Raw genomic sequence first — 20770 nt, 5'->3', positions numbered from 1 at the left:
CTATCGCCCCGCCATCCAGAACATGCGCCGCCGGCTGTAGCCGCGCCAGGTGGCCGGCAGCTTGGCCAGGGCCACCGCTTCTTCCTGCGCCAGGCGGGACAGCAGGCGACTGCTGCGCGCCTTGGGGCCGGTGGCCTTGGCCAGGTGCGCCACCAGCTGGGCGGCCTGCCGGGCGATGGCGGGGGCGGTGACGGCGCTGTGCAGGCGGGTCAGGGGGGCCAGCGGATCGGCGGCGGGGCGCTTGGACACGGTGGTCTTGGCGCCCTTGGGCGCCTTGGGCTTGGCCGTGGCCAGGGGATAGAGGCCGCGGCAAACCTCCGCCGTCTCATACAGCCGCTGCGCCCGGCGGCGCAGGCGCTCCAGCGCGTCGGTGGCGGGGGGCGCCTTGGCCACCAGCACCGCGTTCCTGGCGCCGGGCGGGGGGCGGGCGGCAGCTCCAACCGGGCTATGGCCCGGGCCACCTTGTCCTGCAACTCGGCCAGCAGGCGGGGCGCCACGGTCTTCAGCGGCTGATCCAGGGCGGGGGAGGCCCAGCCGCCACCCTCCACCCAGGCGGCCAGGTCCAGCACCAGGGCGGTGTGGCCGGCGCCGCGCAGATGCTTCATCACCCGTCGCCGCGCCTGCGTGGCGGCGTGGTCCAGCGCCAGGCGCTGGCGTTTGCTCAAGCCCGGCGCCCCTTTGCGGTCCGGCAGCAGGGCGGCGCGCTCCGCCAGGCGGTCCCAGCCGCGCGCGGTTTCCAGCAGGGCGCGCAAGGGCGCCAAGCGTCGGCGCAGGGCGTCCGCCGCCTCGGCATGCGGGTTGGCCGGCGCCTTGGCCCCGGCCTTGACCAGCGGCAGGGGGCCGGCGTTGAGGGGCAAGGTCATCGCCAGGCGCAGCAGGCGCATCGCCGTGTCCAGCCGGCGGCTGGCGGCCGCCATCTCGCGCAGGGCGCGCGCGTCGCCGCTCTCCAGCAGCACGGTGGCGTTTTCCAGCAGATGGCCCAGGGCGTGGCGGGTGGCGTGGCGGAAGCCTTCCGCCACCGTTGTCACCGGGGTCAGGGCCGCCGGGTGGGGGGGCACCGCCGCCGCCGGTTTCCCGGTCAGCAGGCGCAGGCCCGCGTCGGCCTTGCTGCCCGTGGTGATGCGCAGGGGCGCGTGGTGGTGCAGGGCGGCCGCCACCTCGAACAGGGCGGCGACCCGGCCGCCCTTCAGCTCCAGCTCAACCTCCGCCACCGGCCAGGTGGTCTCATCGCCCGCGCCCACTGTCCCGTCACCCGGTACGGACAGGCGCACCTCGCCCTGGTCCAGGGCCAGCTCCACGCTGGTGCGTGGATCGGGGTGCAGCAGCAGGGTCGTGCGCTCGATATCGGTGGCGAAGCGGGGGGCGACGTGCGCCCACTGCGCCGGGGTCAGCAGGTTGGATATGCCGGTGGGCAGCAGGCTGATGTCGGGCCCGTCGCCCTCCGCCGGCAGCTGCCATTCCCATTCGCGCCGGCCGGCGGCGGCGGCGGTGCCGGCGTCGGAGGCCCAGGTCTTCACCGTCTGTACCCGCCGCCCGCCTTGCCGACGTACCCGCAGGGCCAGGCCGTGGGCGGCCAGGGCCAGGTCCGGCGTGTCGTAATAAGTGGTCACCTGGTGGCGGCGGGCGGCGGGGCCATCGGCCATGCCCGCCAGCAGGGGCAGCGCCTGCAAACGGGCCAGGGCCGCCGGCGTGGCCGCCAGCTTCACCTCCACCTCCCGCACAGCCAGGGCGCGCTTGGGCGGGGTCGTGGCGACGGCCGGGGAACCGCCTGCCCGCGGCGGTGTTTCGAAAGCGGCGGGGGGTGAGGCGGCGGCCCGCCCGGCCTCCGGGGCGGAGGTGTCGGGACCGCTGGTGGTCGGTGTGGGGCGGGCGGGGCCGTTCGTCATCCTGAATGGATAACCGAAGACGGCGCCTACGTTAAGATCGTGTTGCGGAATTACATCGATTCCGTGCAATCGGTAAATTTCTTTCCGTTATGTTGCCTTGCAGCGCACAGTTGCGATAGTCTCACGGTTCCGTTGCGTCACAATAAATCGCCACCCTTGCCCGTCTTTACCCGGCCCCCGCCTCACCGGCCCATTTCGCCAGTGCGAGGTAGGATAATGACTCAAAGTCATGCTTAACGCCGGATGGACGCGGAACCTATGGGCACAGGCGGTCCGGCGCATCAGGGATGAGCAACCAAACTGGGCATCGAACCATCATGAAGTCATCGCTGGCAGCGTCGCGGGATGCTGAAAAGTCCGCGGAAAAGTCCACCGACTCCGGGCAGGCCCCGGCCAAGATCGTGACGCCGGCGAAGACCCCCAAAACCGCTTCCACTGGTACGGCCACCGCCACACCAGGCGTCGACGTGAAGGCGGCCGACGCCGCCACGCTGGCGACCCTGGCCAAGGCCGGCCCGCTGCTGGATCGCCCCGTCGCCAAGTTCGACAGCCTGGACCAGCCGGGCGCGCCCAAGGCCGATGCGGTGGGCCTGACGGCCGATCTGGTGGCGCGTCTCACCCGCTATACCGAGCTGGCGGACGCCGACCCCTTCGCCAACCCCGTCTCCCTGCTGGCGCTGGACGTTTCCCGCCGCCTGCATTCCGGCGAATTGGACTTGGCCGCGGTGGAGCAGGCCATCCAGTACCTGGGGGCCGAGGGCTTCCTGGCCCGCGCCCGGCGCTTGGGCGCCTATCTGGGTGAGGCCGACCCCGCCGCCAACGCCGCCCGCGTCCGCGCTCTGATCGAGGGGCTGGCGGTGGGCGCCGACGGCCAGGCGGTGGCGTTCGACGCCTTCCGCGCCCAGGTGGAGAAGGAGATTTTCGGCATCGTCATCACCGCGCACCCGACCTTCAACCTCACGGGTGAGTTGATGGACGCCATGGCCAAGCTGGCCACCGGCCGGGATGAGGCCGGGGTGCCCCTGACGGCCGCCGCGCGCAAGGCGCTGATCGGGTCCGTCGCCGCGACGGAACTGCGCCCGGGTGAGCTGTCGCTGGCCGACGAGCACCGCCTGTCGCTGGCGGCCATCACCAACATCCAGGCGGCGCTGCGCACCGTCTACGACATCGTGCTGGCGGTGGCGCGCGAGCGTTATCCCGAGCAATGGTCGGAACTGACGCCGCGCCTGCTGACCGTGGCCAGCTGGGTGGGTTACGACCTGGACGGCCGCTCGGACATCCGCTGGTCCGACACCCTGCACAAGCGCCTGGTGGTGCAACTGGGCCAGCTGCGCCATTACCTGGCCGAGGTGCAGGCCATCCGCAAGGTGGCGCCGGTGCAGGAGGACCTGCGCAACACGCTGGACCTGCTGGAATCCCGCCTGGCGCTGGCCATCGCCCAGGTGTCGGACGAGGTCGCCGCCTTCGGCAGGGAGACGACCACCCAGAAGGACATCGAGGCCATCGCCCGGCGCATGCACGACGGTCTGTCCCTGCGCCTTGTGGAAGCCGCGCACGCCATCGAACAGGTGGAGCGCGCCATCCGCCTGGCCTCCGTCGCGGGAAAGGGGGCGAAGGGCGACGACGTGGTGCGCCGGCTGGCCATCCTGAAGGCGGAGCTGTCGAACTATGGCCTGGGCCAGGCGCACACCCACGTGCGCATCAACGCCACCCAGCTGCACAACGCCGTGCGCAAGACCGTGGGCATGGAAACGGCGCCGGACGATCCGCGCTATCGCCAGTCCTACCTGAACGCCATCACCGGCTTGCTGGACGAGGTGCGGCCCGTCCGCATCAATTTCGGCAGCATCATCGCCGAGCGCACCTCGGCCAAGCGGCTGTTCATGGTCGTGGCCCAGATGCTGAAGTACGCCGACGCCTCGGTGCCCGTCCGTTTCCTGATCGCGGAATCGGAATCGGCCTTCACCGTGCTGACGGCGCTCTACTACGCCCGCCTGTTCGGCGTGGCCGACAAGGTGGATATCAGCCCGCTTTTCGAGACGGAGCGGGCGCTGGAGGTGGGCAGCCGCGTCATCGAGCAGTTGTTGGACAACCCGCATTACCGCGATTATGTGAAGCGGCGCGGCCGCCTGTGCATCCAGAGCGGCTTCTCCGACGCCGGCCGCTACCTGGGCCAGACGCCGGCCTCCGCCAGCATCGAGCGCCTGCGCCTGCGCATCGCCCGCCTGTTCACCCGCCACCGCCTGGACGGCGTGCAACTGGTGATCTTCGACACCCACGGTGAAAGCATCGGCCGCGGCGCCCATCCGGCGGGCTTCCCCGAGCGCCTGGGCTATGTCGCGGCCCCGGCCACGCTGTCGTTCATGAGCCACCACAAGATCGCCTTCAAGCAGGAGGTCAGCTTCCAGGGCGGCGACGGCTATCTCTACTTCGTGACCCAGCCGGGCGCCCTGGCCGTGGTCACCCGCATCCTGGAACACATGCTGGGCGGCAAGCACGCCACCCTGGATGACGACCCGTTCTACGGCGACGCCGACTACATTCGCGAATTCTTCACCACGGTGAAGCAGTTCCAGGTGTCACTGGTGGAGGATCCGAACTATGGCGCCCTGCTGTCGGCCCTGGGCACCAACCTGCTGTACCCCTCGGGCAGCCGGGCCATCAAGCGCCAGCACGACGGCAACGCCGATGATGTGGACCAGAGCCGCGCCTCGCAGTTCCGCGCCATCCCCCACAACGCCATCCTGCAGCAGATGGGCCTGCCGGCGAACACCGTCAGCGGCGTGGGTGAGGCCATCGACAAGGATCCGGAGCACTTCGCCGACCTCTATCGCAGCTCGCCCCGCTTCCGGCAGTTGCTGGGCATGGTGGAGTACGGCGTTGCCATCGCCAGCCCGGACGCGCTGAAGGCCTATATCGACACCCTGGACCCGGCCTTCTGGCTGCTGCGCGCCGCGCACACCAGCGACCCGGCCCGGGTGGAGGAGATGCGGCGCCTGGCGGCCATCCTGGAGGACAACCCCCTCCACAGCCGCCTGATCCGCATCTTCCGCAAGCTCTACCGTGACTTCGACGTGTTGGAGGAGGGGTTGGCCCGGGTGGAGCGCCATCCGGTGCCGGGCCAGGTGCCGCCGCCGGATGAGGCGCTGAGCAATGGCCTCCTGGTGCTGCACGCCCTGCGCATCGCCCTGATCCAGGAGGTGTTCCTGCGGGCGACGCACATCCCGCAATTCTCCAGCCAGCACAACATCACCCATCGCCGGCTGATGGCGCGCCTCATGCAGCTGGACGTGCCGTGGGCCCTGGACCTGCTGTCCCGGATCTTCCCCGTGGCGGAGACGGCGGGCGAGGGCGATTTCGGCGAAAGCGCCACCTACGTCAGCGATGACAGCCAGAACTATGGGCAGGAGAACGAGCGCATCTTCAAACCCATCGCCAGCCTGTACGACCTGGTGCGCCGGGTGGGCAACGGCATCACCCAGCGCATCGGCTTCTTCGGCTGACATTCGCCGTGAAAAAGGGAGCCCTCCCCGGGAATGGGGAGGGCGCCCTTCGCTTTTGCCGGGACGGGCTCAGAGGTCGGCGACGGCCGCCCGCTCCTCCATCAGCTCCGTCACCGTGCGGTCCAGCATGCGGCGGGCGAACGCATCCAGTTCTAGGCCGCGCACCCGCTCGATGCGGCCATCGCGGCACAGGGCGGGCGCGCCGCAGACCAAGCCCTGGGGGAGGCCGTAATCGCCCTCCGACGCCAGGCCCATGGAAACCCAGCGGTCGCCGCTGCCCTGCACCCAGTCGCGCATGTGGTCGATGGCGGCGTTGGCGGCCGAGGCGGCGGAGGACAGGCCGCGCGCCTCGATGATGGCGGTGCCGCGCTGGGCTACCAGGGGGATCAGGGTGTCGCGGTACCAGGCGTGGTCGCCGATCAGGTCGGGCAGCGGCCGGCCCTGAACCACGGCGTGCTGCCAGTCGGCGAACATGGTGGGGGAATGGTTGCCCCAGACCACCAGCCGTTCGACCGCCGTCACGTCCACCCCGGCCTTGGCCGCCAGCTGCGCCTGGGCGCGGTTGTGGTCCAGCCGGATCATGGAGGTGATGGCGTCGTGCGGCAGATCCGGGGCGTTCTGGATGGCGATCCAGGCGTTGGTGTTGGCGGGGTTGCCCACCACCAGCACCTTGGCCGTGCGCTTGGCCTGCTCATTCAGCGCGCGGCCCTGCGCCTTGAAGATGGCGGCGTTGGCCGACAGCAGGTCGCGCCGCTCCATGCCCTTGCCGCGGGGGCGCGATCCCACCAGGAAGGCCGCGTCGATGTCGCGGAAGGCCACGGCGGGATCGTCGCCGACGCTGATGCCGGACAGCAGCGGGAAGGCACAGTCCTCCAGCTCCATCACCACCCCGCGCAGGGCGGGCAGCGCCGGGGTGATCTCCAGCAGCGACAGGTGGATGGGCTGGCCGGGGCCGAACACATCGCCCTTGGCCAGGCGGAACAGCAGGGAGTAGGCGATCTGCCCGGCGGCACCGGAGACGGCGACACGAAGGGGGGCGTTGGTCATGATAGGCACCTCAGGATTGGTTTGCGCTTGCCCATGAAGCTGCGCGCCATCCTGCGATCGTTCCAACAGAACGTATTGAATGAACCAATCGAAATTTTTGATTAATGGTTGTGACGCCCGGCGGCGACGGGATCGACGCCGGGCGATGCGTCACCGGCGGGGCTCAGCTTTGGCCCGGCGGGTTGTGGACCAGGACGCCATACCAGCCCAGGCCGCGATAGGTTTCATAGCCCGGCGTGCGGGCGAAGCCGATCAGGCGGCCGTGGCGGTCCAGGTAATGGCCCATGGGCTGGCCCTGGGTCACCAGGTGGAAGCTTTCCGTCAATTCACCCCGGCCGTCGCTGGCGGCGATGATGCGGCCGGCGGCGTCCAGCAGCAGGCAGCGGGTGTTGGCCCGTTCCGACGTTTCCAGGCGGACACCGGTTACCACGGCGCGGGCCTGCGGCTCCCAGTCGAAGAAGATGCCCAGGGCGCCCAGCACCTCGCCATCCTGGGCGCCATCGCGGCGCACGGCGGTGGAATATGTGGCGACGGTGCGGTTCTCCAGCACCGGGTTGGGGCGGACGTCCTCCACGGCGAAGTCGCCGCCGTCGCGGGTGCGCAGGGCGTCGATGAACCAGGCCTCGTTGGAAACGTTGGTGCCGAGGGCGTGGGGGAAGCGGTCGGGGCGGCCGGTGGCGATGACGCGGCCGCTGCGGTCGGCCACCCACAGGTCAAGGTAGACGGTGTAGCTTTGCAGGATGACGTTCAGCCGCTCGCTGGCGTGGCGGAACGCGTCCTGCGACGGGCTCTGCAGGCCGGCGACCACGGCGCTGTCCGTCGCCCACCACCGCACGTCGCACGACCGCTCATAGAGGTTGCGGTCGATGATGTCGATGCTGTTGAGGGCCAGGTCGGCCAGGCGCTGGCCCCGGAAGCGGGTCATCAGATCCTCGCCCACCGTGGTCATGCGGTCGACCAGTTGGCCGATCTCGCTGCGCAGTTCCCCCGCCACCACGCTGACGCGCTGGGAGATGGAATTGACCTCGTTGGCCACCACGGCGAAACCCCGCCCGGCGTCGCCGGCCCGGCCCGCCTCGATCAGGGCGTTGAAGGCCAGCATCTTGGTGGTCCGGTTGATATCCTCGATCACCGAAACCTTCTGGCTGGCCACGTCCAGAACGTTCTTCGTCAGGTCGATCAGGCTGTTGTCCATCGGCTCCCCACTCTCTTGATTAGCTTTTGTGCGTCGCAGCAAAGAACGTCACGTTACTACGCTAACGCAAAAGACGTGCCGGACGCCGAAGGATGCGCCGGGCCATTAATAAGTCGTTAAGAATCAAGGGGGATCGCCTGTTCATTCGCGACAGGAAGGCTGCCCTGTTCCTAACCGAAAGTGGAGGATTGGCCAAATTGCGGGCAAAGGGCTGCACAGTCGATGTGCAACCTATAGGCGGTGTCCGAAAGTGAAATCGGTTTCGTCTTCCATGGCCGCATAATCATGGAAACGGGCGCGTTATATCATTGATGCAGCGCGCTGCCATTTACTTTTTTGATGGAGTTTGCGGATTTGGGATGGGGCGGTTTTCGCCTGTAGGCGCATCGCTTGATTGTATGGATTATACAACCCAGGCGGTTGATACCCTGGCGCCGGCCGTCACGCCGAAGCCACCTCCCTCGGTGTGACGAATTCGGCCAGACGGCCGCTCCCGGCCGCCAGATCGGCCCACCGATCGACGGTGAATTCCAGCCGCGCCAGGGCGCCGGTCGGATATTTTTCCATGACGCGGGTGCGAAGAGGGGTCTCTTCCGCCCGGGCCAGATCCAGCGCCAGATCCTCCAGTCCGGGGTTGTGCCCGATCAGCAGGACGGTGGCGGTGGGATCGGGCAGGGCGCGCAGCCGATCGGCCAGGGCGGCGGCCGACGCCATATAAAAGACCCGATCCACGCTCATGGGTGGCGGCTCGCGCCACAGGGGCAGCAGGCCCGCCAGCGTGGCCCGGGTGCGGGTGGCGGTGGAGCAGAGGATGAGGTCGGGCCGGGGTGTTCCACCCTTGCGGCGCCTGAAATAGTCGGCCATGGTCGTTAACGCGCGCTCCCCCCGGGACGACAGGGGACGCTCATGATCAGGGACGCTGTCATCGTCCCAGGAGGATTTCATATGCCGGAGCAGGAACAGGGTCTTCACGCGACATCCCCCAGGATGGACCGGCTGCCCGAGCCCGCGGTGGAACCGGCGGCCCCGGAAAAGAAAAAAGGAACGGGTGCGAAAACAACGCGATCGACAACGCGGGAACCAGAAACGGTAACGTTGACGGCGTATGATGATCGACCCGATACCCGCACTGTTCCCGACACCCGCACTGTTAATGAGGCGACCATGTCCACGGCGGTGGAAACCCCGATCCGCGAAGTTGAGCCCACCCCCATCGATATGACGTCGGCGGATCGGTTCATCAACCGCGAACTGTCGTGGCTGGCCTTCAATCAGCGCGTCCTGGAGGAGGCGTACAACGCCCAGCACCCGCTGCTGGAACGGCTGCGCTTCCTGTCCATTTCGGCCAGCAACCTGGATGAGTTCTACACGGTCCGCGTCGCGGCGCTGAAGGCGCAGGTGGCGGCCGGCGTCGCCACCCCCTCGGACGACAACCTGACCCCGGCCCAGCAGTTGGCCGCCATCAACGAGCGCGCCGCCGAGTTGATGCGCGAGCAGCAGGCCTGCTGGCTGATGATGCGCGCCGACCTGGCCAAGGCCGGCATCGCCGCCATCGATCCCGGCGAGCTGACCCCGGCGGAGACCGACTGGCTGGAAGCGAAGTTCCTGGACGACATCTTCCCAGTGCTGACGCCCATCGCCGTCGATCCGGCCCATCCCTTCCCCTTCATCGCCAACTCCGGCTTCTCGCTGGCCGTCCAGCTGTTCGATCCGGAACGCAACACCCACCTGGACGCCCTGGTGCTGCTGCCGGCGCAGTTGGACCGCTTCGTCCGCCTGCCCGGCAACGATGTGCGCTTCATCCTGCTGGAAGAGCTGGTGCTGCTGTTCATCGACCGGCTGTTCCCGCCCTTCACCCTCAAGGGCCACGGCTTCTTCCGCGTGCTGCGCGACAGCGACATCGAAATCGAGGAAGAGTCCGAGGATCTGGTCCGTACCTTCGAGACAGCGCTGAAGCGCCGCCGCCGCGGCAGCGTCATCCAGTTGTGCGTCAACGCCGGCATGTCGCGCGACCTGCGCGACTTCCTGGGCGGGCAGTTGCATGTGCCGCCCGACGACGTGTTCGTCCTGGACGGCCTGATCGGCCTGGCCGAGACCAAGCAGCTGATCATCGATGAGCGGCCGGACCTGCTGTTCCAGCCCTACAACGCCCGCTTCCCGGAGCGTATCCGCGATTTCGGCGGCGACTGCTTCGCCGCCATCCGCCACAAGGACATCATCGTCCACCACCCGTTCGAGAGCTTCGACGTGGTGGTGCAGTTCCTGCGCCAGGCGGCGCAGGACCCGGCGGTGCTGGCCATCAAGCAGACGCTGTACCGCACCTCCAAGAACTCCCCCATCGTCGCCGCCTTGATCGAGGCGGCGGAGGCGGGCAAGAGCGTCACGGCGATGGTGGAGCTGAAGGCCCGCTTCGATGAAGAGGCCAACATCCGCTGGGCCCGCGACCTGGAACGGGCGGGCGTGCAGGTGGTGTACGGCTTCGTCGACCTGAAGACCCACGCCAAGGTGTCGCTGGTGGTGCGCCGGGAGCAGAAGGGCCTGCGCTCCTACGTTCATTTCGGCACGGGCAACTACCACCCCATCACCGCCAAGATTTACACCGACCTCAGCTTCTTCACCTGCGATCCGGCGCTGGTGCATGACGCGGCCCACATGTTCAACTACATGACCGGCTACGCCACGCCCAAGGCGCTGGAGAAGATTGCCATCGCCCCCGTCGGCCTGCGCGATCGGCTGGTCAGCCTGATCGACGCCGAAATCGCCCACGCCCGCGCCGGCCGGCCGGCGCAGATCTGGGTGAAGCTGAACTCCCTGGTCGACGCCCGCATCATCGACAAGCTGTACGAGGCGTCGCAGCAGGGTGTCCGCATCGACATGGTCATTCGCGGCATCTGCTGCCTGCGGCCGGGGGTGAAGGGCCTGTCGGAAAACATCCGGGTGAAGAGCATCGTCGGCCGGTATCTGGAGCATGGCCGCGTGGTCTGCTTCGGCAACGGCGTGGGCTTGCCGCACCCCGGCGCCAAGGTCTTCATCTCCTCCGCCGACTGGATGCCGCGCAACCTGGACCGCCGCATCGAGACGCTGGTGCCCATCGAGACGCCGTCCTGTCATCGCCAGGTGATGGACCAGATCATGGTCGCCAACCTGAAGGATGAGGCGCAAAGCTGGCAGCTGAGCCCCGATGGCGAGTATCATCGTGTCGAAGCACCGCTGGGCGCCTTCAACGCCCACACGTTCTTCATGACCAACCCCAGCCTGTCGGGGCGGGGCAGCAGCGCGGTGACCGATCCCAAGGGGCCGGCCAAGCTGTTGCTGAAGGCGGCCGCCAAGGCCGCGAAGCGCGCCGATTGAGCCACCTTGCCTTAGCCTGTACCGGATACCCATGCCCGTAAAGTTCGACCGACCCGCCCCAGAACGCCATGTTGGCTCCGACCGGTTGGCCGTCATCGACATCGGTTCCAACTCCATGCGGGTGGTGGTCTATGACCGCCTGGAACGCTCGCCTATCGCCATCTTCAACGAGAAGATCATGTGCGGCTTGGGCCGGTCGGTGGAGAAGACCGGCAAGCTGCACCCCGAGGGCGTGAAGCTGGCCTTGGCCAACCTGGCCCGTTTCCGCCGCCTGATCGAGGGCATGCAGGTGGGCCGGGTGGACATCCTGGCCACCGCCGCCGTGCGCGACGCCAAGGATGGCCCGAAGTTCGTGGCGGAGGTGGAGGCGCTGACCGGCGTGCCCGTCACCGTCCTGGCGGGCGAGGAGGAGGCGCGGCTGTCCGCCATGGGCGTGCTGTCGGGCACCCCGGGCGCCGATGGCCTGATGGGCGACCTGGGCGGCGGCAGCCTGGAGCTGGTGACCCTGGACAAGGGCCTCATCGGCCGCCAGGCGACGCTGCCGCTGGGGCCCTTGCGCCTGATCGAGGCGGTGGAGGGCAAGCCGGGATCGGCGGCCAAGCTGATCGACACCCAGCTGGCCAAGCTGCCGTGGGCCCTGGATGGCCGGGGGCGGGATTTCCACCCCGTGGGCGGCGGCTGGCGCGCCCTGGCCAAGATGCATATGGAACAGACGGGGCATCCGCTGCACATCATCCATCACTACGTGGTCGACGCCCGGGTGATGGCCGACTTCGCCGGCCTTGTGGGACGGCAAAGCCGCGCGTCGCTGGAGAAGATGCCCGGCGTTTCCCGTCGGCGGCTGGAGACGCTGCCCATGGCGGCCCTGGTGATGGAGCGGGTGCTGCGCACCGTGCAGCCGTCCAACGTCGTCTTCTCCGCCTACGGCCTGCGCGAAGGGTTCCTGTTCGACCAACTGTCGGCCGAGGAGCGGCGGCGCGATCCGCTGATCGACAGCTGTACCCAGGTTGCGGAACGGCTGGGCCGGTTCGGCGAGGCCGCCACCCTGACGCAATGGACGGCCCCCCTGTTCGTGGGCGAGGATGAGGCGGCCGCGCGCCTGCGGACCGCCGCCTGCCTGCTGTCCGACCTGGGGTGGTCGGAACATCCCGATTATCGCGCCGAACATGCCTATCTGCGGGTGCTGCGCATGCCGTTCGCCGGCGCCGACCACGCCGAGCGCGCCTTCCTGGCCCTGGCCTCCTTCGTGCGCTATGCCGGCACCATGGACGGACAGCCCCTGGGCCTGACCCGCACCCTGCTGTCGGAGGCGCAACTGAGCCGGGCCATGATCGTGGGCCTGGCGTTGCGCCTGGCCCATACGCTGACCGGCGGCGCCGCCACGCTGCTGCAGCGCACGGCCTTGCGGCTGACGCCGGACACCCTGACCCTGCTGCTGCCCCGCGACGCCGCCATGCTGGACGGCGACGCCGTGCAGCGCCGCCTGGACGGCCTGGCCAAGGTCCTGGGCCGCAAGGGCACGGTGGTGGTCCAGGGTCCAGCCCTGGCGGAGGCGGGGTCCTAAGCGACAGCCGGCGACGGGGCTTTCCGTTGGAATACGCGGCCCCCGCACCATATAAGGTCAGTCCCGTTCATTCCCGCCCGGACAGCTGCCATGGCTCTCTTCCCTCGACCCGTCCTCGCGCTTGGTGTCCTGGTGGCGCTCGCGGCCGGCGACATGCCGGCCCGGGCCGACTTCCTTCCGCCCGCGCGCCCAGGCGAGACCGATCCCATCATCCAGCAGGTCCTGAATTGCTGGAGCTATGGCCACCGGCCCAACGCGAAGGGCGCGGGTGTGGGGGTTGGCGGGCAGGACCTGGTCTGCGCCCATGGCGAGGCCAAGACCACCGTCATGCGGGATGCCATCGCCCGCATCACGTCGATCGATGCCCGGACGCTGGTGATCTGGTCGCAAGGGGGCGGTGATCCGCAGGCGGCGGCCGACCTGGCGCAGACCATCGTCGACCGGGGCATCACCGTCATCATCGACGGCCCCTGCGCCGGCCCCTGCGTGTGGTGGTTGGCGGCCGCGCCCAAGCGCCTGGTGACGCCGGAAGCGATCTTTGACTTCAGTGCCGGCCCGGACGCGCCGCCGGCGGTGGTGGAGCGGGTGCGCCAGGCCACGGGCATAGACTTGACCGCCCTGCGCCAGACCGGCGGCCCGCGGCAGCCCCGCGACGAGGCCGCCTTGCGCGCCCTGGGCCTGGGCGTCACCCAACTGCCCCCCATCGTGGCGGTGAAGCCGACGCCCACCTGAGGCGTCGGCCTTTCCTCACGGCGGTCCGTCAACCCCAGCGCCGAATAGATCCTCCCGCGCCTGTTCCAGCGCGTATCGCAGGGCGCCGCGCCTTTCCCTGTCGTCGGGATTGGCGATCAGCCGGTCGTAGATGCGGCTGATCAGCTGGCCTTGTTCCACCGGCATGGGACGCAGCCCGTCATGGGTGTAGAGGGTCAGCACGCCATCGATGATCTGGCTCAGCAACTGGGCGTCCAGCCCCGGGCGGTTGCCCGTCAGGCGCATGGTGCCATGGCCGGTCAGCAGCCAGTCCACCGAGATGTCCAGCTCCAGCAAGCGGGCCAGGGTTTCGCCCTTGGGCAGCTTGCCCAGGCGTTCGTATCCTTGCCAGGTGTTCACACCCAGGTCGAACCGGGCGGACATGCCTTTTTGGGTTTCGCCCAAATGTTCGCGGACCTGGCGCAACCTGTCCTTCAGTCCCGTCATGGCGTCGCGCGCAACCCTTCCAGGCGCGGACGGAGAGGGAGGGGAGTGGCGGCAAGAGAAAGACGGAGGCACGAAATTTTGTGCTTCATTGGCACGAAAAAACGTGCCATGTTCAATCTCGCGTTCAGTCGGAACACTCCTTGACCACTCCTGATGTCACGGGGTCGCATATGGACGCCGGTGTCCGGAACGGCCAAGGGGATGGCGTTCCGAGGCACCGTCGTTGTCGGGGATTAGGACGGTTGATGGGACAGGGGCGTGCGGGTCGCGCCCCACCCGCGGAAGACGCAGGCAGTCGTGACGGGCGCACCGGGGGTGCTGAAAAAAGATCCCAAAACGGGCCGGTGATCCTCCTGGGCCAAGCCACCATCCAAGTACGCGCAGCTTCTCCCCCGAGCGGTACATCCGTTCAGGTAAAAGTTTGATTAAGACCTGATAGAATAAAGCTCCCGGACCTGATCGCAACGCCCAATCTGCAGCAGCACAGCGGGCCGGAGCCTTTGCCTATGGCGGTAGGACAGGGTTGATGCACAGGGCTGATTACCGGCTTTTTCCACACCTGCGGTTGATATGCATTATCTATAGTGGGGATATCGATGGCGATGAAATAGCGGATCACATCGCGAAGATCATACAGGGCGGCGACGTCGGCCGAACTTGGAATTGCCTGGTTGATCTACGGTCGTTCATCGGCAACATCCACCATGCGTCTTTGGAGCGGATGTCCAGATTACTCAATGAAAAGCAAGAGACGGGGACGCTGAAGCGATCTCCGGACAACGATGGCAGTCGGGTCGCTGTTGTAAGCTACAACGCCGGCCAGAAATTCTTGGTGAACTTAGCTCGCGTTTATATGCGGGACTATGATCTTCGGCATTTCTCCGACATGCGGCAAGGCTTTGCCTGGGCGTCCGGGCAAGACGCCCTGCCGCCGGAGATGAGGTCTCTGGATTGGCATCTGGAGACGGCGGCGGGCGACACCCGACCCAAACCCGGGCCATAGGGGGAAACATCCTGCGCACCGCCCCGGCGCGGACGCGGATGGGGGAATCGAAACGCCCCCGGAAGAAGTCTTCCGGGGGCGTTCGTCTGTGCGCGAAACTATTCGGCGGCGGGAATCTTAGGCTCGGCGCTCCGCCAGGAAGGCAACCTCGCCACCCGGCGTGCCCTCGTAATCCGTCAGCGGGATGGGGTAGTCGCCGGTGAAGCAGGCATCGCAATACTGCGGGCCGCTGGCGTCGCGGCCGGCATGGCCCAGGGCCTTGTACAGGCCGTCGTTGGAGATGAAGGCCAGGCTGTCGGACCCGATGTAGCGGTTCATCTCCTCGACTGACAGCTTGTGGGCCAGCAGCTTTTCCTTTTCCGGCGTATCGATGCCGTAGAAGCAGGAATGCCGGGTGGGCGGGCTGGAGATGCGCATGTGCACCTCCTTGGCGCCGGCCGCCCGCATCATCTCCACGATCTTCACCGAGGTGGTGCCGCGCACGATGCTGTCATCCACCAGGATGACGCGCTTGCCCTGGATGTAGTGGCGGTTGGCGTTGTGCTTCAGCTTCACGCCCAGGTGGCGGATCTTGTCGGTCGGTTGAATGAAGGTGCGGCCGACATAATGGTTGCGGATGATGCCCAGCTCAAACGGGATGCCGCTTTCCTCGGCATAGCCGATGGCCGCCGGCACGCCGCTGTCCGGCACCGGGATGATCACGTCGGCGTCCACATGGCTTTCCTGGGCCAGGTGCGCGCCGATGGCCTTGCGCACCTTGTAGACGCTGGACCCCTCGACCAGGCTGTCCGGACGGGCGAAGTAGATGTACTCGAAAATGCAGAAGCGGCTCTTTTCCGGTTGGAAGGGGCGCAGGCTCTGCACGCCGGCGGCGGTCAGCACCACCATTTCACCCGGCTCGATGTCGCGGACGAAGTCGGCGCCGATGATGTCCAGGGCGCAGGTTTCCGAGGCCAGGACCGGGGCGTCGCCCAACATGCCCAGCACCAGCGGGCGCACGCCGCGCGGGTCGCGCACGCCGATGATCTGGTCCTTGGCCATGGCGACCAGGGAGTAGGCGCCCTCGACCTGGCGCAGGGCCTCGACCATGCGGTCGATGACGCTGCCGCCCCGGGCGGTCGCCATCAGGTGGACGATGACCTCGGTGTCTGTCGTGGACTGGAACAGGCAGCCCCGGCGCACCAGCTGGCGGCGCAGCGTCATGGCGTTGGTCAGGTTGCCGTTGTGCGCCAGGCCGAAACCGCCGAACTCGAAATCCGCGAACAGCGGCTGCACGTTGCGCAGCGCGGTGTCGCCGGTGGTGGCGTAGCGCACGTGGCCGATGGCGGCGTTGCCCTTCAGCGGGCGCATGACCGCCTCGGAACTGAAGTTGTCGCCGACCTGGCCCAGCGCGCGGTGGACGGCGAAATGCTCCCCGTCAAAGGCGACGATGCCCGCCGATTCCTGGCCGCGATGCTGCAGGGCGTGCAGGCCCAGGGCCACCAGGGCGGCCGCGTCCGTGGCGCCCAGGATACCAAAGACGCCGCATTCCTCGCGCAACTTGTCGTCGTCGAAGGGGTTCGTGGTCAGCATGAGCGGTCACCGGGCGCCTTTCGCGCGAGGTTGGTACGTTGCGGTCCGTTGCGAGGAACCCTTACTCCGGCTTCCTCTTATCGACGGAATTCTCGATCAGCTGATCAAGGCCCGTGCGTTCGCGGTCGTTATAGCCCTGTTCACCCGGCTTGGCACCCGCGTTCCCCGCAGGGGTGATCGCCGGGGTTTGAAGCCGTTCCAAGTCCTGCTTGGCGGCCAGGGCCCGCTCGGCTTCCATCCGGGCGGCGTCAATTCGTCCTTCACCCTCGTGCCGCAGGTCGGACGGCGCAAGGGTGCGCAGCATGTCCGCCCCGGCCTCCAGCGCCGGCCGGGTGCGCGCGTCGCGCAGCCAGTCGGGCTTGTTGTCCGGCCAGATGTAGCCCATCAGCATGTAGCCCAGGCTGACCAGCACGGCGCCGCGCACCACCCCGAAGCCGAAGCCCAGCGACCGGTCGATGGCCGACAGGGCGCTGTCGCTGACCCGGCCCGCCAGAGTGTGGCAGATCATCTGCAGCACCAGCAAGGCCGCCACGAACAGGGTGATGATGGCGACGCCGTCGGCGATCATCTGACGCTCGATATGGGCGCGTACGAAGGGTTTGACCAGGGGGAAGGCATACAGCGTGACCAGGGCAGCCCCGACCCAGGCGCCGATCGACAGCACCTCGCGCACGAAACCGCGGGCGAATGCCAGCAGGGCCGACAGCACGACGATGACGACGACGGCGATGTCCAAGGGGTTTAGACCGTTGATATCCATGATGCCTTAGCCCCGTCCGCCGCCGGAGACGGCCTTGGGTGCGTTCTTGGGCGGCGCGCCTTTCTGCGCGGGGGGCGCGTGGAACAGGGGCAGCAGGTCCGACAGGTGGTGCAATTCGATGCGGCGCATGCCGGCGTCGCCGCCGGACCCCTTGCGCCGGGTGGGCACCAGCGCCGTGCCGAAGCCCAGCTTCGCCGCCTCCTTCAGCCGCGTCTCGCTCTGGCTCACCGCCCTGATCTCCCCCGACAACCCGATCTCTCCATAAACCACGGCGTCGGCCGGCACCGGTTCCCCCGTCAGGGAGGAGACCAGGGCCGCGGCCACCGCCAAATCCGCCGCCGGCTCCGTGACCTTCAGGCCGCCGGCGACGTTCAGATACACATCATTGGCGCCAATGGCGAGGCCGCAGCGCGCCTCCAGCACCGCCATGACCATGGCCAGGCGGGCGGTGTCCCAGCCCACCACCGCCCGGCGTGGCGTGCCCAGGGGCGACGGCGCCACCAGGGCCTGCACCTCCATCAGCACGGGGCGGGTGCCCTCCATGCCGGCGAAGACGGCGGTGCCGGTGACGTCGCCGCGCCGTTCCGCCAGGAAGATCTCCGACGGGTTGGCGACCTCGCGCAGGCCGTCCTCCGCCATCTCGAACACGCCGATCTCGTCGGTGGCGCCGAAGCGGTTCTTCACCGCGCGCAGGATGCGGAACTGGTGCCCACGCTCGCCCTCGAAATACAGCACCGTGTCCACCATGTGCTCCAGCACGCGGGGGCCGGCGATCTGGCCGTCCTTGGTGACATGGCCCACGATCAGCAGGGTGATGCCCCGTCGCTTGGCCACCCGGATCAGCTCCGAGGCCGAGGCCCGCACCTGGGCCACCGTGCCGGGCGCGCTGTCCAGCGTGTCCACATACATGGTCTGGATACTGTCGATGACCGCCACGCGCGGGCCGTCGGCCGCGTCCAGCGAGGCCACGATGTCGCGCACGTTGGTGGCGGCCGCCAGGTTCACCGGCGCTGCCGCCAGTCCCAGCCGCAGGGCGCGCATGCGCACCTGGTCCACCGCCTCTTCACCGGAGATGTAGGCGCAGGACGTGCCCTGGGCCAGGCGGCAGATGACCTGCAGCAGCAGCGTGGACTTGCCGATGCCGGGATCGCCGCCTACCAGCAGGGCCGAACCATGCACCAGGCCGCCGCCGCACACCCGGTCGAATTCCTGGATGTGGGTCATACGGCGCGGCGCCTGCTCCGACACGCCCGACAGCTCCACGAACTCCAGCCGCCGGCCCTGCACCTTGTTGCCCAGGCCCTTCGGCGCCGCCTCGGGTGCGGCCTCCTCCACTAGGGTGTTCCAGGCGCCGCAGCCCTCGCACCGGCCGCTCCACTTGGGGTGGGCGGTGCCGCAGCTCTGGCAGACGTAACGATTGGAATTTCGGGCCACGGGAAAGGGTTCCTGACGGGGTGTTCTGGCGGTCGCCATCATAACAGCTTGGGTGACGGAACCGCCACCCCGGCGCCGGGTATACAGCCACTAGATTTAGGGGGTAGGGCCGTGCGGGACGCACGACAGGATGGTATGCGCGGCCTTGCCACGCCGCCGCCGCGAATTGACAGCGCGCGGCGCCGCGCCCACAGTTGCGACCGCCCGCTTGCTGCCTGGATGTACCGCCTTGAAGCCCATCGCCATGCTTCTCCGCTCCGCCCTGCTGGTCTCGTCCGTACTGGTGGCGCCCATGGCGGCGGCTCAGGAGGCGCGGCCGGCGCCTGGGGCGGTGGTGGTCTATCGCGGCGCCACCCTGATCGACGGCACAGGCACGCCGCCGCGCGCCGACATGGCGGTCGTGACCAAAGGCCAGGACATCGCCCTGGTGGTGCCGGCGGGTCAGGTGCCGGCCGAGCTGGCCCGGGGCGCCACGGTGGTGGACGCCAGCGGCCTCTACGTCCTGCCTGGCATGATCGACACCCATGTGCATCTCGCCACCGTGCCCAACCGCAAGGCGGAGGAGGCGCTGCTGCGCCGGGCGGTCTACGGCGGTGTCACGGCGGAGCGCGACATGGCCGGTGACACCCGCGCGCTGGCCGACTTGTCGCGATCGGCCCTGCTGGGCGAAATCCCGGCGCCGGACATCTATTACGCCGCCCTGATGGCCGGCCCCAGCTTCTTCAAGGACCCGCGCACGGCGGCCTCGGCCAAGGGGGCGACACCGGGGGAGGTGCCGTGGATGCAGGCGATCACCCCGGCCACGGACCTGAAGGTGGCGGTGGCCTTGGCGCGCGGCACCGGCGCCAGCGCCATCAAGATTTACGCCAACCTGCCGGCCGATTTGGTGGCCGGCATCACGCGCGAGGCGCACGCCCAGGGTTTCCGCGTCTGGGCCCACGCCATGGTCTTCCCCGCCACCCCGGCGGAGGAGATCGAGGCCGGGGTGGATGTGCTGTCCCATGCCTGCATGCTGGCTTACCAGGCCCTGCCGGTGAAGCCGGCGCGGTACCATGACCGCGCGCCGGTGGACCCGGCCCGCATCGGCAATCCCGACCCCATTCTGGCCGGGCTGTTTGACGGCATGAAGCACCACGGCCAAGTGCTGGACGCCACCGTGCGTGTCTACGCCGAGGGCGACAAGCGCTGGGCCGGCAAGCCCAACCCGCCCGGGTCCTATTGCCCCGGCGACCTGGCGGCCCGCATCACCGCCCAGGCCCATGCCGCCGGCATGGCCATCTCCGCCGGCACGGACGGCGAGACGCCCGCCGCCGACGCCTATCCCGCCCTGCATGAGGAACTGGAACTGCTGGTCCACCAGGCCGGCTTCACGCCCCTGGCCGCCATCCAGGCCGGCACGCAGATGGGCGCCCGCGCCCTGGACCTGGAGTCGCGCATGGGCACGGTGGCGGTGGGCAAGCTGGCCAACCTGGTGTTTGTCGCCAAGGACCCGACCCAGGACATCGCCAACCTGCGCAGCGTCGTCTACACGGTGAAGCGCGGCCACCGGTACAACCGTGCCGACTTCCGTCCCATAGCCCCGGACGAGGCGGGCGACGTCGATTGAACAAGTGACTCCGGCCAGGGCCGGTTCAGGGCGGCGCCCAATATTGGCGCCGTCCGTCTGCTACCTATGTAGCTAAGCTGGTCACGTTTTTGAAATTGTGACCGGTAAAATGATCATGCCGCTAAAGTTTCGGCTGTGTTACCCCTTCCGCCGTCCTCGTTTCCGGTGGCAGTGCGGAAATGTATAAAATACAGCATAAATTGAATCCTTCATCCAGGATCGTCTGTGTTCTGATCATGGACGATGTCGGCGGCGAAACCATCGCCGATTACATTGAGGAAATCCTGGCCTGGAACATGGACGTCGCCACGTGGAACAGCGTGACGGACCTGCGGCTGCATGTCGGCAACGTCTCGCCGGATGCCATCCGCCGCATGGGTGCGATAATGGGCGAGGCCATGCGCGGCCGTGCCGGTGGCCGCGCGGCCGTGGTCAGCCACAACGCCGGCCTGCGCTTCCTCCTGAACCTGGCCCGCCTGTTCATCACCGGGCATGAGCTGCGCGCCTTCAGTGACATGGCCACGGCCTATGCCTGGGCGGCGGGACGGCAGGTCGACCTGCCCCAGGAAATGGCCACCGCGGGCTGGGGACGGGTCGCCGCTTAACGCCAGTTCGTCCAAGCGCCGGGCGGGCGCATCCACGCCCTATATCA

General features: G+C 68.3%; 16 protein-coding genes. 7 read left to right on the top strand and 9 right to left on the bottom strand.

Translation table 11 applies throughout. The features are described 5' to 3' along the window. Together UAJ10_RS26575 and UAJ10_RS26570 are read right to left on the bottom strand one after the other, a co-directional pair. Positions 1–249, bottom strand: a complete 249-nt coding sequence (locus UAJ10_RS26575; protein WP_322918353.1) for a hypothetical protein — start codon at positions 247–249, stop codon at positions 1–3. Then, a complete protein-coding gene (locus tag UAJ10_RS26570) occupies positions 210–1886 on the bottom strand; it encodes a CYTH and CHAD domain-containing protein (RefSeq protein ID WP_322918351.1) in 1677 nt (558 codons plus the stop codon). The genes UAJ10_RS26575 and UAJ10_RS26570 overlap by 40 nt, the downstream gene beginning before the upstream one ends. 317 nt (positions 1887–2203) lie before the next feature. Here UAJ10_RS26570 and UAJ10_RS26565 point away from each other — a divergent pair, with 317 nt between their 5' ends. Continuing rightward, a complete protein-coding gene (locus UAJ10_RS26565) occupies positions 2204–5389 on the top strand; it encodes a phosphoenolpyruvate carboxylase (protein ID WP_322918350.1) in 3186 nt (1061 codons plus the stop codon). A 69-nt stretch (positions 5390–5458) separates the two neighbouring features. Here UAJ10_RS26565 and UAJ10_RS26560 read toward each other — a convergent pair whose 3' ends face one another. From UAJ10_RS26560 to UAJ10_RS26550, 3 genes are all read right to left on the bottom strand, one after another. Continuing rightward, on the bottom strand, positions 5459–6436 hold the full coding sequence (locus UAJ10_RS26560; protein WP_322918349.1) for a malate dehydrogenase: 978 nt from the start codon (positions 6434–6436) through the stop codon (positions 5459–5461). A 163-nt stretch (positions 6437–6599) separates the two neighbouring features. Continuing rightward, positions 6600–7631: a methyl-accepting chemotaxis protein gene (locus UAJ10_RS26555; protein WP_322918348.1), complete on the bottom strand. Its 1032-nt coding sequence runs from the start codon at positions 7629–7631 to the stop codon at positions 6600–6602. Positions 7632–8072: 441 nt separating this feature from the next. After that, on the bottom strand, positions 8073–8603 hold the full coding sequence (locus tag UAJ10_RS26550) for a SixA phosphatase family protein (protein ID WP_322918347.1): 531 nt from the start codon (positions 8601–8603) through the stop codon (positions 8073–8075). 192 nt (positions 8604–8795) lie between these two features. Between UAJ10_RS26550 and UAJ10_RS26545 the strand changes: the two genes are divergently transcribed. The 3 genes from UAJ10_RS26545 (at position 8796) to UAJ10_RS26535 (ending at position 13278) form a co-directional block, all read left to right on the top strand. Further along, positions 8796–10982 (top strand): RNA degradosome polyphosphate kinase, encoded by a 2187-nt coding sequence (locus tag UAJ10_RS26545; protein WP_322918346.1) that lies wholly within the window; start codon positions 8796–8798, stop codon positions 10980–10982. A 31-nt stretch (positions 10983–11013) separates the two neighbouring features. Then, on the top strand, positions 11014–12546 hold the full coding sequence (locus tag UAJ10_RS26540) for a Ppx/GppA family phosphatase (RefSeq protein ID WP_322918345.1): 1533 nt from the start codon (positions 11014–11016) through the stop codon (positions 12544–12546). Between the two features lie 90 nt (positions 12547–12636). Further along, positions 12637–13278, top strand: a complete 642-nt coding sequence (locus UAJ10_RS26535) for a hypothetical protein (protein ID WP_322918344.1) — start codon at positions 12637–12639, stop codon at positions 13276–13278. A gap of 15 nt (positions 13279–13293) precedes the next feature. Here the strand turns inward: UAJ10_RS26535 and UAJ10_RS26530 are convergent, their stop codons facing one another. Continuing rightward, complete coding sequence (locus tag UAJ10_RS26530; RefSeq protein ID WP_322918343.1) at positions 13294–13680, bottom strand: hypothetical protein; 387 nt, start codon at positions 13678–13680, stop codon at positions 13294–13296. A 589-nt stretch (positions 13681–14269) separates the two neighbouring features. On the opposite strand from UAJ10_RS26530, the gene UAJ10_RS26525 reads away from it, so the two are divergent. Beyond that, positions 14270–14746: a hypothetical protein gene (locus tag UAJ10_RS26525; RefSeq protein ID WP_322918342.1), complete on the top strand. Its 477-nt coding sequence runs from the start codon at positions 14270–14272 to the stop codon at positions 14744–14746. A gap of 117 nt (positions 14747–14863) precedes the next feature. Here the strand turns inward: UAJ10_RS26525 and purF are convergent, their stop codons facing one another. The 3 genes from purF to radA form a co-directional block, all read right to left on the bottom strand. Further along, on the bottom strand, positions 14864–16318 hold the full coding sequence (gene purF, locus UAJ10_RS26520) for an amidophosphoribosyltransferase (protein ID WP_004274437.1): 1455 nt from the start codon (positions 16316–16318) through the stop codon (positions 14864–14866). Positions 16319–16379: 61 nt separating this feature from the next. Then, positions 16380–17078 carry a CvpA family protein gene (locus UAJ10_RS26515; RefSeq protein ID WP_145615007.1) on the bottom strand — a complete coding sequence of 233 codons (699 nt, stop codon included), beginning with the start codon at positions 17076–17078 and terminating at the stop codon, positions 16380–16382. 6 nt (positions 17079–17084) lie between these two features. Beyond that, positions 17085–18512 (bottom strand): DNA repair protein RadA, encoded by a 1428-nt coding sequence (gene radA / locus UAJ10_RS26510; RefSeq protein WP_322918341.1) that lies wholly within the window; start codon positions 18510–18512, stop codon positions 17085–17087. Positions 18513–18741: 229 nt separating this feature from the next. On the opposite strand from radA, the gene UAJ10_RS26505 reads away from it, so the two are divergent. Together UAJ10_RS26505 and UAJ10_RS26500 are read left to right on the top strand one after the other, a co-directional pair. After that, on the top strand, positions 18742–20118 hold the full coding sequence (locus UAJ10_RS26505) for an amidohydrolase family protein (protein ID WP_322918340.1): 1377 nt from the start codon (positions 18742–18744) through the stop codon (positions 20116–20118). Positions 20119–20354: 236 nt separating this feature from the next. Further along, positions 20355–20723 (top strand): hypothetical protein, encoded by a 369-nt coding sequence (locus UAJ10_RS26500; RefSeq protein ID WP_322918339.1) that lies wholly within the window; start codon positions 20355–20357, stop codon positions 20721–20723. The last annotated feature ends 47 nt before the right edge of the window (positions 20724–20770 follow it).

It is taken from the genome of Nitrospirillum guaranorum, assembly GCF_034653275.1.
GTDB lineage: Bacteria > Pseudomonadota > Alphaproteobacteria > Azospirillales > Azospirillaceae > Nitrospirillum.
Note: the sequence above shows the minus strand (reverse complement) of the source record. Positions and strands in the feature narration are given on the sequence as shown.

What these genes read in the sequence shown, in the direction of transcription:
- UAJ10_RS26570 (WP_322918351.1), bottom strand. Translation starts at nt 1,886, where the DNA reads ATGACGAACGGCCCCGCCCGCCCCACACCGACCACCAGCGGTCCCGAC.
- UAJ10_RS26565 (WP_322918350.1), top strand. Translation starts at nt 2,204, where the DNA reads ATGAAGTCATCGCTGGCAGCGTCGCGGGATGCTGAAAAGTCCGCGGAA.
- UAJ10_RS26560 (WP_322918349.1), bottom strand. Translation starts at nt 6,436, where the DNA reads ATGACCAACGCCCCCCTTCGTGTCGCCGTCTCCGGTGCCGCCGGGCAG.
- UAJ10_RS26555 (WP_322918348.1), bottom strand. Translation starts at nt 7,631, where the DNA reads ATGGACAACAGCCTGATCGACCTGACGAAGAACGTTCTGGACGTGGCC.
- UAJ10_RS26545 (WP_322918346.1), top strand. Translation starts at nt 8,796, where the DNA reads ATGTCCACGGCGGTGGAAACCCCGATCCGCGAAGTTGAGCCCACCCCC.
- UAJ10_RS26540 (WP_322918345.1), top strand. Translation starts at nt 11,014, where the DNA reads ATGCCCGTAAAGTTCGACCGACCCGCCCCAGAACGCCATGTTGGCTCC.
- UAJ10_RS26535 (WP_322918344.1), top strand. Translation starts at nt 12,637, where the DNA reads ATGGCTCTCTTCCCTCGACCCGTCCTCGCGCTTGGTGTCCTGGTGGCG.
- UAJ10_RS26530 (WP_322918343.1), bottom strand. Translation starts at nt 13,680, where the DNA reads ATGTCCGCCCGGTTCGACCTGGGTGTGAACACCTGGCAAGGATACGAA.
- UAJ10_RS26525 (WP_322918342.1), top strand. Translation starts at nt 14,270, where the DNA reads ATGCACAGGGCTGATTACCGGCTTTTTCCACACCTGCGGTTGATATGC.
- purF (WP_004274437.1), bottom strand. Translation starts at nt 16,318, where the DNA reads ATGCTGACCACGAACCCCTTCGACGACGACAAGTTGCGCGAGGAATGC.
- UAJ10_RS26515 (WP_145615007.1), bottom strand. Translation starts at nt 17,078, where the DNA reads ATGGATATCAACGGTCTAAACCCCTTGGACATCGCCGTCGTCGTCATC.
- UAJ10_RS26500 (WP_322918339.1), top strand. Translation starts at nt 20,355, where the DNA reads ATGGACGATGTCGGCGGCGAAACCATCGCCGATTACATTGAGGAAATC.